General features: G+C 57.0%; 11 protein-coding genes. 5 read left to right on the top strand and 6 right to left on the bottom strand.

Annotated features, from left to right (window positions below; genetic code table 11):
* Nucleotides 1–177 precede the first annotated feature (177 nt).
* Nucleotides 178–2,097: a metallophosphoesterase family protein gene (locus AC6I6N_RS01505; protein WP_497942785.1), complete on the top strand. Its 1,920-nt coding sequence runs from the start codon at nt 178–180 to the stop codon at nt 2,095–2,097.
* Nucleotides 2,098–2,129: 32 nt separating this feature from the next.
* Here the strand turns inward: AC6I6N_RS01505 and sorU are convergent, their stop codons facing one another.
* From sorU to purN, 6 genes are all read right to left on the bottom strand, one after another.
* On the bottom strand, nt 2,130–2,438 hold the full coding sequence (gene sorU / locus AC6I6N_RS01500) for a SorU family sulfite dehydrogenase c-type cytochrome subunit (protein ID WP_497942783.1): 309 nt from the start codon (nt 2,436–2,438) through the stop codon (nt 2,130–2,132).
* Between the two features lie 53 nt (nt 2,439–2,491).
* A complete protein-coding gene (gene sorT / locus AC6I6N_RS01495) occupies nt 2,492–3,712 on the bottom strand; it encodes a SorT family sulfite dehydrogenase catalytic subunit (RefSeq protein WP_094196402.1) in 1,221 nt (406 codons plus the stop codon).
* A gap of 393 nt (nt 3,713–4,105) precedes the next feature.
* Nucleotides 4,106–6,400: a UvrD-helicase domain-containing protein gene (locus AC6I6N_RS01490; RefSeq protein ID WP_094196401.1), complete on the bottom strand. Its 2,295-nt coding sequence runs from the start codon at nt 6,398–6,400 to the stop codon at nt 4,106–4,108.
* Entirely contained in the window at nt 6,397–7,623 is a 1,227-nt protein-coding gene (locus tag AC6I6N_RS01485) for a DesA family fatty acid desaturase (protein WP_094196400.1), read from the bottom strand. Before AC6I6N_RS01485 ends, AC6I6N_RS01490 begins: the two co-directional genes overlap by 4 nt.
* A gap of 99 nt (nt 7,624–7,722) precedes the next feature.
* Complete coding sequence (locus AC6I6N_RS01480; protein ID WP_230018809.1) at nt 7,723–8,988, bottom strand: RsmB/NOP family class I SAM-dependent RNA methyltransferase; 1,266 nt, start codon at nt 8,986–8,988, stop codon at nt 7,723–7,725.
* 173 nt (nt 8,989–9,161) lie between these two features.
* Entirely contained in the window at nt 9,162–9,818 is a 657-nt protein-coding gene (purN, locus tag AC6I6N_RS01475) for a phosphoribosylglycinamide formyltransferase (protein ID WP_121738711.1), read from the bottom strand.
* Between the two features lie 49 nt (nt 9,819–9,867).
* Between purN and AC6I6N_RS01470 the strand changes: the two genes are divergently transcribed.
* From AC6I6N_RS01470 to coaBC, 4 genes are read left to right on the top strand one after another with little or no spacing between them, the layout of a single operon-like run.
* Nucleotides 9,868–10,833, top strand: coding sequence for a bifunctional riboflavin kinase/FAD synthetase (locus AC6I6N_RS01470; protein WP_042487846.1), 966 nt, complete (start codon nt 9,868–9,870; stop codon nt 10,831–10,833).
* The gene (gene ileS / locus AC6I6N_RS01465; protein WP_497942779.1) at nt 10,823–13,663 is read left to right on the top strand and encodes an isoleucine--tRNA ligase; all 2,841 of its coding nucleotides are present in this window, start codon (nt 10,823–10,825) and stop codon (nt 13,661–13,663) included. Before AC6I6N_RS01470 ends, ileS begins: the two co-directional genes overlap by 11 nt.
* Complete coding sequence (gene lspA, locus AC6I6N_RS01460; protein ID WP_497942777.1) at nt 13,656–14,189, top strand: signal peptidase II; 534 nt, start codon at nt 13,656–13,658, stop codon at nt 14,187–14,189. The genes ileS and lspA overlap by 8 nt, the downstream gene beginning before the upstream one ends.
* Before the next feature lie 20 nt (nt 14,190–14,209).
* Nucleotides 14,210–15,394 carry a bifunctional phosphopantothenoylcysteine decarboxylase/phosphopantothenate--cysteine ligase CoaBC gene (gene coaBC / locus AC6I6N_RS01455; protein WP_497942775.1) on the top strand — a complete coding sequence of 395 codons (1,185 nt, stop codon included), beginning with the start codon at nt 14,210–14,212 and terminating at the stop codon, nt 15,392–15,394.
* Nucleotides 15,395–15,466: the final 72 nt, after the last annotated feature.

The raw sequence follows: 15,466 nt of genomic DNA, 5'->3' as shown, positions 1-15,466 counted from the left end.
CAGGCGACCCTTCTTGTTGGTATTTCACGCATTAAGCACTTTATCTCCACATGCAGCGGCAATGCAGGCGTACCGATAGACAGAGCTGGCACTGCAACTTTCTACACTCTACACTGTCCATTGTCTTTTCTGATTCTGGCTGTTACCCGTTTGAGTCTCTCCCAACTTTCATCGAACTTGCCTCCAGTACTAGCTGGCCCTATTTTGCGTCGCCTGGATTCCCAGCGGTTAGTCCTGTGGCTGGTCGGCAGTTCAAGCCTGTCACTGGATCTGATCCTGGAGCCAGAAGGTCACCCCACTCAACGTATCTCGCTAGATGCGGATCAGTGCCGCATCGTGCCGCTTGGCACACACGCCTTTATTCATTTCCTGGATGTAGAACTCACTACCGAGCTGCCCCTGGACACGCTGGTGCACTACGATCTGATCCTCTCGGCCGGCCATGGAGCGGGACAAGGGATTGCGGATTGGGCGCCACATCTATTGCATCAAGATCAGACCAAACCCAACTTTGTATTGGCCAGCCGCGCTGATAATCTGATGTTTGGCTCCTGCCGCAAACCTCATCACGCCTCACGCGATGGCCTGGCGCAGGCCGACAGGGTCCTGAGTGAACACATCACCGAGGCCAAAGCCCGACCCGCCTTGCTCATGCTGTCCGGCGATCAAGTCTACGCCGACGATGTGGCAGGCCCCATGCTGGCGGCCATTCATTCTCTGCTAGCGCGCTTAGGCTTGTATGGAGAATATCTGGAAGGCGCTGTCGTCTCGGATAGCGAAGCCCTTTACCAGCATCCCGCCAGCTATTACCGGCGCGCGGATTTGCTGCCAGCGTTCAAATCCAACGACGATCTGCGTGAGCGTTTTTTTGGTGGGGTAGAAAAACCAATTTTCACCACCGCGAACGCACACAACCACTTGGTGACACTGGCTGAAGTCTTTGCCATGTACTTGCTGGTCTGGTCCCCCACCCCCTGGCAGATCATTGCCGAGCCAGCGCCCCCTTGCCTGGAACCCAAACATCAGCAACGTTGGGAGCGTGAAGCCACTGCTCTGCAGGGGTTTCGTCAGGATCTGCCCCAGGCAGCCCGTTTGTTGGCGCACGTGCAAACCTTGATGATTTTTGACGACCATGACATCACTGATGACTGGAATCTGTCGGCCAAATGGGAAAGCGTTGCCTACGGCCATCCTTTTTCACGGCAGATCGTGGGCAATGCCCTGATCGCCTATTTATTATGTCAGGCCTGGGGTAACCGCCCCGAGGTCTTTGAGTCTGTACTGGACACGGTCACCGCCTGGACCCGCTCGCCCGATGAGCATCAACGCCTTGAACATCAGACACAGGATGCAATCATCAAGGAGCTGCTGGAGTTTCGGCAGTGGGACTATGTCCTGCGCACCCAGCCTACGTTGATTGTGCTGGATACACGCACGCGCCGCTGGCATAACCGCCGCCTACCCAGCCGACCTTCTGGACTGATGGACTGGGAGTCCCTGACCGAGCTGCAACACGAGTTGCTGGACGAGCGTGCCGCAGTCATTGTGTCTGCCACGCCCATGTTCGGCGTCAAGCTGATCGAAGTCATTCAAAGCATCTGTACCTACGCGGGCTTTGCCCTGACGGTGGACGCAGAAAACTGGATGGCCCACCGAGGTGCCGCCAACACCATGCTGAACATCTTCAGACATTCACGCACTCCCGGTAACTATGTCATTTTGTCCGGCGATGTGCACTACTCCTTTGTCTACGATGTACAAGTGCGTCATAGCAAACATATTCCACATATCTGGCAAGTCACCAGCAGCGGCATCAAGAACGAATTTCCGGAAAGTTTGCTGAACTGGCTGGATCGGCTGAATCGCTGGCTCTATTCTCCACGATCCCCCCTGAACTGGTTTACGCAACGCCGTGACTTAAGCATCAGCCCACGTCTGCCAGATCAGCGCAAACACGGGGAGCGCGTCTGGAATGGCTCCGGCATTGGGCAGATCTGGCTGGATGAGAAGGGCCGCCCTGCCCGCATCCTGCATCACAACGCCAACAAAAAGCCGCCTACCGAATTTCTACCTCCAGATCAGGAGAAGAAAGGGTAAGGCGGCTAGCGTCTGGCTACTACAGGTATAACTTATTGACCCACTACAGAGCTGACGTAGGTGGCGATAGCATCACGCTCTTGGTCACTCAGGGTCTGGGCAAAGGACGGCATGGCACCCATGCCTTCTTTCATGACTTTCAGGATCTGCTCCTTGCCTGGCTTGAGCTCATCCAGATCCGGACCGATTGCCCCGGCTGAACCAGCGTCAGCCAAGGTATGACAGACCGCACAGGCAATGGGCTTGGCGCCCGTTAAAAACAGTTCCTTGCCTGGCTCCTGAGCATAAGCCTGGGTACTAAAAACAACGACAGATACTGCAGCAACGAGATATTTCTTCATGATTCGCTTCCATAGCCGCCCCGAACGGACGGGGCGGATACAACATTCAAGACTTAAACGACAGTGACAGCCAGCATGTGGTCACGCCAGCTATTGTTCAAATAGCCACGGTTATTAGGTACACGTTCTTCAGGCTGGACCGTGCCTGCTTCGCTGGTTGCCCGACTAGTAATTTCATACTTGCCAGGTTTCAAATCCACGCCCACCACGAACTGGCGCCACGCATATTTGCCCAGATCAGGGCCTACAAAGCTTGCTTTCACCCAGTTCTTGCCACCATCGACGGACACCTCCACCTCTTTGGCGGCCGACATGCCCCCAAAAGCCAAGCCCTGAATCTGTACCTTGCCCGCCTTGAGTTCTTCGCCAGGCTCACCACTAGGGCTGGTCACCCAGGACTTGACGGGCATTTCCCATACCGACTCCTGATTCGGGTTGGATTTTTCACCAACCGGCGCCAGACGATAGCTGTTTTGCTGAATGTTGGCGGCAGACTGTTCCTTGGTAAACGCCAACTGCTTGATGTACTTGACGTTGTTGACGCCGGTATAACCAGGCACAACCAAGCGCAAGGGACCACCGTGAGCCAATGGGATAGGCTGACCATTAATTTCCCAGGCCAGAATCGCGTCATCAATGGCATCCAAAGGAAGCGAACGCTCCACCATGATGGTGTTCGGGTCCAGTCCCTGAGGAATTTCCTCGCCACCTTGCCCTGTCATGTACTTGGCACCCTCGTCCATCCCACCGACAGCCTCCAGCACAGCCTTGATCGGCACGCCGGTAAAGACCACACAGCCTGCTGCGCCAACCGTCCACTGTGTACCGCTGGGTTTCTCGGGGAAAAAGGCACGGCCATTGCCCGAGCACTGCAGCACCATGGGCACAGCCACCAAGCCCAATCGTTTCAGCTCGGCTACGGTCATGTCTTTAGGATTTTTGACACCCTTGATCGACAGTACCCATGCGTCCGGATCGGCCACGATTTGTTCAGACGGGGGAGTCACGTTATTGCGTACGAACAAGCGGTCCAACGGTGTGATCAGCCCCGAACCAAATGCGCTGCGCTTGGTTTCAATGGTATTGGCACTGTGCACGATCAAGCTGTCGGCATGTTTCCAAGATGCATAGGCGGGCAAGGCTTTAGCCTGCGTTTTTGCCTTTTCCTGCGCCAGTGCGGCTGACAAGGGAGTCAGGCTTGCCGTTCCGGCCAGGGCCATCATCCCGCCCGTGGACAACAGCATGCGCCGGCGTGAAAGATTGCTAGGTTCCATGATCGCCTCCATGTGTATTTGGTATTTGTAATTAATTTAGGCTTCGATTTTATGGCGGCACCATCTTTATAACTAGAATCCATAACCCTTATATATAACGCTCATATAGAGGTTTAGCGACAAATCCTGAAAACGAGAACGCCTGATTAAACATGCGGTTTCCATGCAAGATCGCCTTTTGCCTGAACGGTGAAATCAGGCGTCGTTTTTTCTTGAAAGGTGGCAGCGACAGGCAAGACGGACTACAAAAAATAAACAGTGTGAAAGAAGACGCGTAAGAAAAACTGCAGCCGTCTAAAACTTCCCACGGCATTGGGCAGACCATAAAAAAGCCCCCGGGGGGTCCCGGGGGCCTTCGAACTGCAATTGATTGACTCAGTCTTTGTTTCGTCTTCAGCTAACAGGATCCAGCTTGGCGATGGCCAAGGCCAGAGTCTTGCTACCAACTTCACGGAACTGAATCAAGGCCTGGGCGTCGTCACCCTGCCCCGTCAGATTAACGATGGTGCCGTCACCAAAACGGTTGTGATGCACTCCCTGCCCCACACGGAACGTCTGCCCATTCACTTCCAGCACACTGGTGTGGCTACGACCGCCGTAAGGCTGGGCCGAATAGCTCTTGTCTTTAGACTCCCAGCTTTGACCGCGACGAAATGCCCCCGAGCTAGCCTCGGATTGCATGGGCGGGCTAGTGTAGCGGGCCGACAACCACTTGATATGTTGCTCCGGCAACTCTTCCAGAAAGCGCGAACGCATGGCGTAACGCGTCTGGCCGTGCAACATGCGGCTTTGCGCCAAGGTAATGTATAGACGCTGACGCGCCCGCGTAATCGCCACGTACATCAAGCGACGCTCTTCCTCGATACCGCCCGGATCGAACAAGCTGTTCTCATGCGGAAACAACCCCTCTTCCAGGCCAGTAATGAAAACCGCATCGAACTCCAGACCTTTGGCGGCATGGATCGTCATCAGTTGAATGGCATCCTGGCCTGCCTGGGCCTGATTGTCCCCTGCTTCCAAAGAAGCATGGGTCAGGAAGGAGCCCAACGGCGACATGGGGGCCAGCACAGAGGCAGCCGGCTGATCTGGATTTTGCATGGCCTGCTCGGACTCGCCCGCCACGGCTTCAGGCACTCGACCTGCGGGCAGCTCAGCAAAGCCTTCCTCACCCACAAAAACCGTGGCCGCGTTGACTAACTCCTGCAAGTTTTCCAGGCGTTCGGCACCTTCGCGGTCGGCCTGATAATGGGCCAGCAAGGTACTGTCGTGGACAACGTGCTCAATCAGCTCGGGCAAAGACAAGATCTGCGCCTGGCTGGCCATATCCTGAATCAGGTTCGAGAAACGCATCAAGCTGGCAGCCGCACGTCCTTGCAGATAAGGGATGGCACGCAGCAAACTGGTACCGCGCTCGCGCGCCAAATCGGCCAGTTGCTCTACCGAACGGGCACCAATTCCGCGAGTCGGGAAATTCACGACGCGCAGAAAAGCGGTGTCATCATCCGCGTTATCCATCAGGCGCAAGTAAGCCAGCACGTGCTTGATTTCCTGACGCTCGAAGAAACGGTGGCCGCCATACACTTTGTAGGGCAAACCTTGGGAAAACAGCCTGTGCTCAATCACTCGGGACTGGGCGTTGCTGCGATACAGAATGGCAATTTCACGACGTGGCTTGCCTTCAGCAATCAGGGCGCGAACTTCATCCACAATCCACTGTGCTTCCAGGGCATCCGAAGCCAGTTCGCTGATGCGTACCAGCTCGCCTTCGCCGCTATCGGTCCACAGATTCTTGCCCAGGCGACCACTATTGTTCTCGATCAGCGCGTTGGCGGAATCCAGAATATGACCGCAGGAACGATAGTTCTGCTCCAGGCGGATCACATTGCCACGGGCATAGTCGCGCTCGAAGTCGGCCATATTGCCCACGTTCGCGCCACGGAAAGCATAGATCGACTGGTCATCGTCGCCCACGGCAAACATGCAGGCCTGATCACCGGCCAACAGACGCAACCAGCGATACTGCAGCACGTTGGTGTCCTGGAACTCGTCCACCAGAATGTGTTTGAAGCGGCGCTGATAATGCTCGCGGATTGGTGCATTGCGAGACAGCAGCTCGTAAGCGCGCAGCAGTAGCTCGCCAAAGTCCACCACACCTTCACGTTCGCACTGCTCTTGATAAAGCTGGTAAAGCTCGATCAGGCGGCGGCGGTGAGGGTCATGAGCTTCCAGGTCGCCAGGACGTTGGCCGTCTTCTTTACAGGCGTTGATGAACTTCTGAATTTCCTTGGGCGGAAATTTCTCATCATCCACATTGTTGGCCTTGACCATGCGCTTGATGGAGGCCAACTGATCTGCCGTATCCAGAATCTGGAACGTCTGTACCAGACCGGCATCGCGGTAATGCATGCGCAGCAAGCGATTACACAGGCCGTGAAAGGTCCCGACCCACATTCCGCGAGTATCGATAGGCAATAAAGAAGTAAGCCGCGTCAGCATTTCGCGCGCGGCTTTGTTGGTGAAGGTAACAGCGGCCAGTCCGTGAGGGCTGACCTGCCCAGTCTGGATTAACCAGGCCATTCGGGAGGTCAGGACACTGGTTTTTCCGCTACCCGCTCCGGCCAGCACCAGGGCATGGCCAGAGGGGAGAGTAACGGCGGCTCGCTGTTCCGGGTTTAAGCGATCCATCATGCCGCGTAGCGGCGCAGACGCAAGGCGAACTGCTCAAGACTTTCAATACCACTTTGCTGAGCGCGCTGGCACCAGGTGCGCAGGTCAGACAGCAACTGCTCGCTGGAGGCGCTGGAACTTTCCCAGATACCGGCCAGTTCACGCTGCATGCGTACCAGGATGGACAGACGGGAATCGCCAGCCGCCACGGTTTCCAATTCAGCACGCTGCTCGGGAGCCAGAACGTCGTCGCCACGACCAATCCAGTCGTTGCAGCTCTCCAACAGGGACCAAGAGCAATTTGGGTTGTCTTTGTTCACCTGAGGCTTCAAACGAGCAATTTCTTCCGAGGCCGTGGTTTTGATGATGTCCGCATAGCGGGCCAGAATTTCGTAGCGGTGCGTAATAACGCCTTGCAAGGTTGCCAAACTGATGCCGTCGATTGGGGCATTAGAAGGCACACTAGGTTCCAGACGCAGCTTGGGAGCAACCTTCTTGACCTTGGCCAGACCCAGTGCCTTGAACACCGAGATATAGCACCAGCCCAAGTCAAATTCGTACCATTTGCTGGAGAACTTGGCGGACGTACCGTAGGCGTGGTGGTTGTTGTGCAGCTCCTCACCACCAATGATGATGCCCCAAGGGAATACGTTGGTGCTGGTATCAGGGCTGGCAAAGTTGCGGTAACCGATCGCATGACCCAGACCGTTGACCACACCGGCGGCCCAGAAAGGAATCCAGGCCATCTGGATAGCCCAGACCGTCAGGCCCAGCAGACCGAACAGGAACAGATCAATACCCAGCATGATGGTAATACCCAACATGCTGTATTTGGTGTACAGGTTGCGCTCGAGCCAGTCATCGGGAGTACCGTGACCGAAACGCTTCAAGGTTTCGGGGTTGGTGGCTTCCTGGCGGTACAGTTCTGCACCACGGAAGAACACCTGGCCCAGACCAAAGACCACGGGGGAATGGGGATCGCCTTCGCGTTCACATTTGGCGTGGTGCTTGCGGTGAATCGCAACCCATTCTTTGGTGACCATACCGGTGGTCATCCAGAGCCAGAAACGGAAGAAATGCATCAGCGCCGGGTGCAGGTCTAGCCCGCGGTGCGCCTGACTACGGTGAAGAAATACGGTAACTGACACAATAGTGACATGAGTCACCGCCAGAATGACAAGAGTAAGCTGCCACCAAGACAGTTGCAGCCATCCGTCAGCAAGAAAAGAAAGAAACGATTGCATAGACCCTTTTAGACCTGATCTTTGTTAAGGGAAACCGGAAAAGTGTAGCCCACCTAACCAGTTAACAATAACATTATTTAAGGACGAACTTGCTTTAAATCAAGCACTTTCCGTGATTCGTTCAAGTGCCGCACCAAAGAAACAGTCTGTCTGGTGACGGTCCGTGCGCAGATTCAAATAAGGCCCCTCTAGCGCAAGGGCGGGACATTTGTCCTTCAAGATTTCCCGGGCATCCAGCAGTCGGAACTCGGGGTGTTTGTCCAAGAATGCCTGCACTTGTTGCTCGTTTTCTTCGGGTAAAAAACTACATGTTGCATAAACCAAACGGCCTCCTGGTGCGACACACGCCGCAGCCTGCTCCAGAATGTCGGCCTGCATCTGAGTGTACTGCTCCAGAGCTTGTGGGTGTTGACGCCACTTAAGATCAGGATTTCGACGTAAAGTTCCCAATCCGCTGCAAGGCGCGTCCACCAATACGCGCTGCGCCTTGCCATGCAGGCGGCGAACACGCTGGTCGCCCGATTCCTGTATGACAACAGGCACCACATTGGACAGGCCGGCACGTGCAAAGCGCGGCTTGGCCTTGTTCAAACGGCTTGCCGATACGTCAAAGGCGTACAAACGGCCTGTAGAGCGCATCAAGGCGCCCAGCAGCAAGGACTTGCCACCGGCACCAGCGCAGTAGTCAATCACCATCTCGCCACGACGAGGCTCCAGCAAGGCGGTCAGCAATTGGCTGCCCTCTTCCTGAATTTCCAGCTCGCCTTTCTCATACTGTGGCCATACTGCGACAGATGGGCGGCCTTCAATACGGATACCCCAGGGTGAAAACGGCATGGCAACCGGTTTGAAGCGGGCCATGGGGCCATTTTGCAACTGGCGCAATACCGTATCGCGCTCGGCTTTCATGGGGTTGACGCGCAGATCCAGCAAGGCCTGCTCGTTCATGGCGGCCATCAGCTTGTAGGAATCCGGGATCTCTTTCAGACGCTCTTCCAGCCACTCGGGCAGACTCAGGCGTACGCCAACCGGCAGACCGTCCACGTTCAGGGCACGGATATGGCCCAGCCACTGGCGCTCTTCTTCCGTCAACCCCAAAGACAGGGATTCCTGACCGATTGCGGTAGACAGGCCCAGAATGGCCAGACGACGGGTGGATGGGCCTACGCCGCTTTCCGCCCAGTTACGGTACTGACGCAGGTGGCGCAGCACATCGAACACAGCTTCGCGAATCTCGGCACGGTCACGCGAGCCCATTTTGGGGCGGGTACGCGCCCAGCGTGTCAAAGCCAGGTCGGCGGGGTGCTTCCACTGCAAAACTTCACCCAGGGCGCTGGAGACCTGCTCCAGACGGCGCTGTGCCATCGCTCCCGGCTCGGGTGGACCCGAGGGCTTGTCGCGGCGTGCTGCATAAGGGCGACCACGCGCTCCGGACTCGTTACGTTGGGTAGACGAGGACGGGCGCTTGCGGTCCGAGCGGCCGCGGGATTGTTGGTGATCAGACATGAATATTCAAAAATTCCAAATAGCCCGCTCAATCAGGCGGGAAAATAAAAGCCGCGATGCGCAAGTCCGGCAACCTCGACACGGCCATCAGCCTGTAAACGCACTCGCCCCTCGATCAGCCAGCGGACGGCCTGGGTATAGACGTGGTGTTCGGTTGCCAAAACGCGCTCTGCCAGGGTTTGTGCATCATCGTCGTGCAGGACGGGCACGATACTTTGGGCAAGGATGGGACCATCATCGAGCACAGGGGTCACAAAGTGCACCGAGCAGCCATGAAACTGCACGCCCGCGTCAAGTGCCTGTTGATGGGTATTCAAACCGGGAAAGCTAGGAAGCAAGGATGGGTGTATATTGATGAGCTTGCCTGCATAGTGCTGAACAAAATCGGTGCTCAGGATGCGCATGAATCCCGCAAGTAGAACATAATCTGGCTGGTAGCGGTCAATCACGCGTGCCAAAGCCTGATCAAAGGCTTCACGTGTTGCAAATTCGCGATGCGAAACCGTCTCGGTAGGCAGCCCTTGACGCTGCGCCCATTCCAGTCCGGGCGCATCGCCCTTGTTAGAGATGACCGCCTCAATACGGCCATTTAAGCCCGCTGTCTTGATCAGTTCGCCAATGGCCTGCAAGTTGGAGCCCCGGCCTGAAATAAGCACAACAAGGCGACAAGGTAGGGTGGAATCGGTCAAAATCCTGTTTCCCGAGAAATAACGAATCCAAAATTGTAAACTCTCGCTTGTGAAATCTGATCTAAAACTCTATCGCTCTCTGCCACGGCGCAACAGCACGGCCCGCAGCGCTGTCACCATTGGCAATTTTGACGGGGTCCATCTGGGCCATCAGGCCATCTTGCACCGCGTCAATGAAGTGGCGCGCCAGCAGGACCTGAGCTCCTGTGTGATGACCTTTACGCCCCACCCGCGTGCCTTTTTTGCGCAGCGTGGCCAACGGCCCGAACTGATCCCCACGCAGATCAGCGGCCTGCGCGACAAGGTCGAAGCCCTGCACCAATGCGGCATTGAACAAATTTATCTGGCCCGCTTCAATCAGGCCATGGCCGATATGTCGGCCGCCACCTTCATTGACGAGATTCTGGTCCAGGGCCTGAACACCGGCTGGTTGCTGGTGGGCGAGGATTTCCGCTACGGCCACAAACGTGCCGGCGACATTGAAATGTTGCGCGAAGCGGGCAAACGCCATGGCTTTAGCGTCGAGACCTTGCACGATGTGGCCGATGCCGATGGCCGCCGCATCTCCAGCTCGGAAGTGCGCACCGCCCTGGCCGTGGGCCAACTGGACCGTGCCCGTGCTCTGCTGGGCAAACCCTTTCATATTAGCGGCCATGTCATTCATGGCCAGAAACTGGGCCGGGACATTGGCTACCCGACCTTGAACGTGCGCGTTCCCGAACACTGTGCCGCCCGCTCCGGCGTGTACGTGGTCCGGGTTCACGGACTGACCGGACAGGCTCTGCCCGGCATTGCCTCCTTGGGGGTACGCCCAACCGTCATCGACCAGGGACGGCTGCTGTTAGAGGTGCATTTACTGGACCAACGCCTGGATGCTTACGGTAAACTTGCCCGTATAGAATTTCTGGAATTTGTCAGGGACGAAGAAAAATTCCCGGACCTCATCACAATGATCGCCGCCATCGACAACGATGCACAACGCGCTCGCGACTACTTTGCTTCAAATGGACTATAAAAACTCTCTCAATTTGCCCGACACTCCCTTTCCCATGCGTGGTGACCTCGCCAAACGTGAGCCGGGCTGGATTAGCCAGTGGGAAGAAAACAAAGTCTATGCAGCAATTCGACAAGCCAGTGCCGGTCGTCCCAAATTTATTTTGCACGACGGCCCTCCCTATGCGAACGGCGACATTCACATTGGTCACGCGGTCAACAAGGTTCTGAAAGACATCATTGTCAAAAGCCGCAATATGGCCGGCTTTGACGCGCAGTACGTGCCCGGCTGGGACTGCCACGGCATGCCTATTGAAGTCCAGATCGAAAAGAAATACGGCAAGAACCTGCCTGTGGCTGAAGTTCAGGCCAAGGCGCGCGCCTACGCTCTGGAACAGATCGACAGCCAACGCAAGGACTTCAAGCGTCTGGGCGTGCTGGCCGACTGGGACCTGCCTTACCTGACCATGAACTTCAGCAACGAAGCCGACGAACTGCGCGTGCTGTCCAAGATCATGCAAAAAGGGTTTGTGTTCCGTGGCCTGAAACCCGTGAACTGGTGTTTTGACTGTGGTTCCGCCCTGGCAGAAGCCGAGGTTGAGTACGCGGATCGCACCGACCCGTCCGTGCACGTGGCCTTCCCCTTCGCCCAGAAAGACAGGCTGGCAGCCGCCTTTGGCGTGGACAGCGTGGACGATGGCGCCATCGTCATCTGGACCACCACCCCCTGGACCATCCCTGCCAACCAGGCGCTGAACGTACATCCTGAAATCAGCTACGCTCTGGTCAAACTGGACAGCCCACGTGCTACCGGCTCCATGCTGATCGTGGCCGAAGATCTGGTGAAGTCCTGCCTGGAACAATGGGGCCTGAGCGGCCAGGTTGTAGCCACCGCCACTGGTGAAGCCCTGAACCTGATCGAATTCAATCACCCTCTGGCCCACGTGGACGCAGGCTACCAACGCCGCTCCCCTGTGTATCTGGGCGACTACGTCACCCTGGACAGCGGTACGGGCGTGGTGCACTCGGCTCCTGCCTACGGTATTGAAGACTTTATCTCCTGCAAAGCCCATGGCATGAAGGACGACGATATGCTCACGCCCGTGATGGGCAATGGGCATTACGCCGAGAATCTGCCCCTGTTTGGCGGCCAGATGATCTGGAAGGCCAATCCGCAAATCGTGGAAGCCTTGCAGAACGCCGGTACTTTGCTGAAAACCGAACAGCACCCGCACAGCTACATGCACTGCTGGCGTCACAAGACGCCCATCATCTACCGTGCCACCAGCCAATGGTTTGCCGGCATGGACAAGGAAAACAGCAGCGGTCGTACCTTGCGTGAAATGGCGCTGGAAGCCATTGATAACACCGAGTTCTACCCCTCCTGGGGTCGTGCCCGCCTGCACGCCATGATCGCCAACCGCCCTGACTGGACCTTGTCGCGTCAGCGTCAATGGGGTGTGCCCATGGCTTTCTTTGTGCACAAGGAAACGGGTGAACTGCACCCCCGCACGCCCGAGCTGATGGAACAAGTAGCTGAGCGCATCGAAAAGAGCGGTATCGAAGCCTGGCAAAACCTGGACCCACGCGACCTGCTGGGTGACGAGGCCGACCTGTACGAGAAAAACCGCGACACACTGGACGTATGGTTTGACTCGGGTACCACGCACGCCACCGTGCTGGGCGGCAAGGATCACACTACCCACGGCTCGCACGCTGACAAACTGCAATGGCCTGCCGACCTGTACCTGGAAGGCTCGGACCAGCACCGTGGCTGGTTCCACTCGTCTCTGCTGACTGGCTGCATGCTGTATGGCCGCGCACCCTACAAAGCCCTGCTGACCCACGGCTTCGTGGTGGACGGCAATGGCCGCAAGATGAGCAAATCGCTGGGCAATATCATCAAGCCGCAAGAAATTGCCGACAAGATGGGTGCCGAGATCATGCGCCTGTGGGCCGCCTCTACTGATTACTCGGGCGAGCTGTCCATCTCCGACGAAATTCTGAAGCGTGTTGTGGAAGGCTACCGCCGTATCCGCAATACCTTGAAGTTCCTGCTGGGCAACCTGGCCGACTTCGACGTCACCCAACATGCTGTACCTGTTGATCAACTGACCGAGATCGACCGCTACGCCCTGCAAATGACCGCCGACATGCAGGCCGAGTTGCTGGAGAACTACAAGCGCTACGAGTTCCACCCCATCGTGGCTCGCTTGCAGACCTTCTGCTCCGAAGACCTGGGCGCGTTCTACCTGGATATTCTGAAAGACCGTCTCTACACCACCGCCAAAGATGGCCTGCCTCGTCGCTCGGCTCAAACAGCGCTGTATCACCTGACGCAGACCCTGCTCAAGCTGATGGCTCCTATCCTGTCCTTCACGGCAGAAGAAGCCTGGCGCGACATGCACGGAGGTTCGGTTCCTAGCGGCACCATCTTCACCGAGCTGTTCCATTCCCTGCCCGAGCAAGGCGAACAGTCTGCACTAAACGCCAAGTGGCAACGCCTGCGCGCCATCCGTGCCGACGTGATGCGCCGCATTGAAGATGTCCGTAGTACCGGCGCCATCGGCTCCTCCCTGGCTGCCGAGATCGACATCTACGCCAAGGGTCAGGATCTGGAATTCCTGCAGTCCCTAGGCGAAGATCTGCGCTTCATGCTGATTGTCTCCCGTGCCGACGTACACGCTGGCGAAGGCGATGTGCGCATCGACGTTACGCCTACCGAACAGGCCAAGTGCGAGCGTTGCTGGCACCACCGCCCAGACGTGGGCCAGAGCGCCGCGCACCCCACCCTATGTGGTCGTTGCGAGGACAATCTGTTTGGCCAAGGCGAAGTGCGTCACCATGCCTGATAAGGACATGGCCCCTTCTCCCTGCCAGGCCCGACTGCCCTCGCGGCAGTTCTGGGCCTGGATTGGTCTGGCCGCCTTTATTGTCGGTCTGGACCAATGGACCAAACAGTATTTCGACACCAACCTGTTCTATCAGGAACGTTGGAATATCCTGCCCTTTTTTGATTTCACCCTGGTCTACAATCCCGGCGCCGCTTTCAGCTTCCTGGCCGGTGGCCAGGGTTGGCAACGCTGGTTCTTTGTCGGCATTGCCGCTATTGCGACCGTCTTTATCGTGACCATGCTGCGCCGCTCGGCCAAACAGCCCTTGTTTTGCCTGTCACTTAGCCTGATTCTGGGCGGTGCCATTGGCAACGTGGTCGATCGCCTGATGCACGGCCACGTGGTGGATTTTTTGCTGTTCTACTGGAATCAATCCTACTTTCCGGCTTTCAATATTGCTGACGTCGCCATCAGTTGCGGCGCTGCCTTGTTAGTGCTGGACGAGTTCATGCGCATGCGCCGCAACAAACGACAGCGCTCCTGAGTCTGTAAGGATCATGTCCTATGCTTAGCAATAAAAAACTGGTGTTTGGCATCACCGGCGGCATCGCTGCTTATAAAACTGCCGAGCTTTTACGTCGCAGCCAGGACCTGGGTGCCCGGATTGACGTGGTCATGACCGAATCGGCCACGCGCTTTATCAGCCCGGTCACCTTTCAGGCCTTGTCGGGCCGTACCGTCTACACCGACCTGTGGGATGCGCGTGTTCCCAACAATATGGCCCACATCCAACTGAGCCGGGATGCCGACGCCATTTTGATCGCCCCCGCCAGCACCAACTTCATGGCCAAGCTGGCCAACGGTCTGGCCGACGACTTGCTCAGCACCTTATGCGTGGCCCGTGGACACTGCCCCCTGCTGATCGCCCCGGCCATGAATCGGGAAATGTGGCTGCACCCGGCCACTCAGCGCAATGTCGAACAACTGCGCCGCGACGGCGTGCATATTCTGGGCCCCGGCAGCGGCGACCAGGCCTGTGGTGAAACCGGCGATGGTCGCATGCTGGAACCGGCCCAACTGCTGGCTGAACTGACCGCCTTCTTCCAGCCCAAGCTGCTGGCCGGTAAACGAGTTCTGATCACCGCTGGCCCGACCAGCGAACCTATCGACCCGATCCGTGTCATCAGCAACCGCTCCTCCGGCAAGATGGGCTACGCCATTGCGCGTGCGGCTCAGGAAGCCGGTGCACAAGTCACGCTGGTGTCCGGCCCGGTAGCATTGGAAGCGCCCTACCAGGTGCGTCGCATCGATGTAGAAACTGCCCGTCAGATGCACGCCAGCGTCATGTCCCAAGTAAATGATGCCGATATCTTCATCAGCGTTGCAGCGGTAGCAGACTGGTACGTCAGCAATGCCAGCGACATCAAGATCAAAAAGACCTCCGAACAAGCCACGCCGGACCTGCAATTCAGCCCCAACCCCGACATTTTGGCCGAAGTTGCCGCACTGAAAAACGGTCCTTTCTGTGTCGGCTTTGCCGCCGAGACCGACAACCTGATCGAGCACGCCCAGGCCAAGCGCCAGCGTAAGAATGTGCCTTTGCTGGTTGCCAACCTAGCACAGCGCGCCATGAACGCCGACGACACCGAACTGGTGCTGTTTGACGAGCAAGGCCATATGCACTGGCCTGCCCAGGATAAACTGCTGGCGGCGCGCCAACTGGTTCAAGACATCGCCCAGCGGCTTTAAACCCTTTTCTCTTTTATGATGACGGGCAGCGCTAAAGCAGGTGTGCTGCCTCTTTTTTTTTCAGGATACTGT

It is taken from the genome of Alcaligenes sp. LTN-3, from assembly GCF_059735605.1.
The sequence above is the reverse complement of the archived record's forward strand: the minus strand, read 5'-3'. Positions and strand labels throughout refer to the sequence as shown.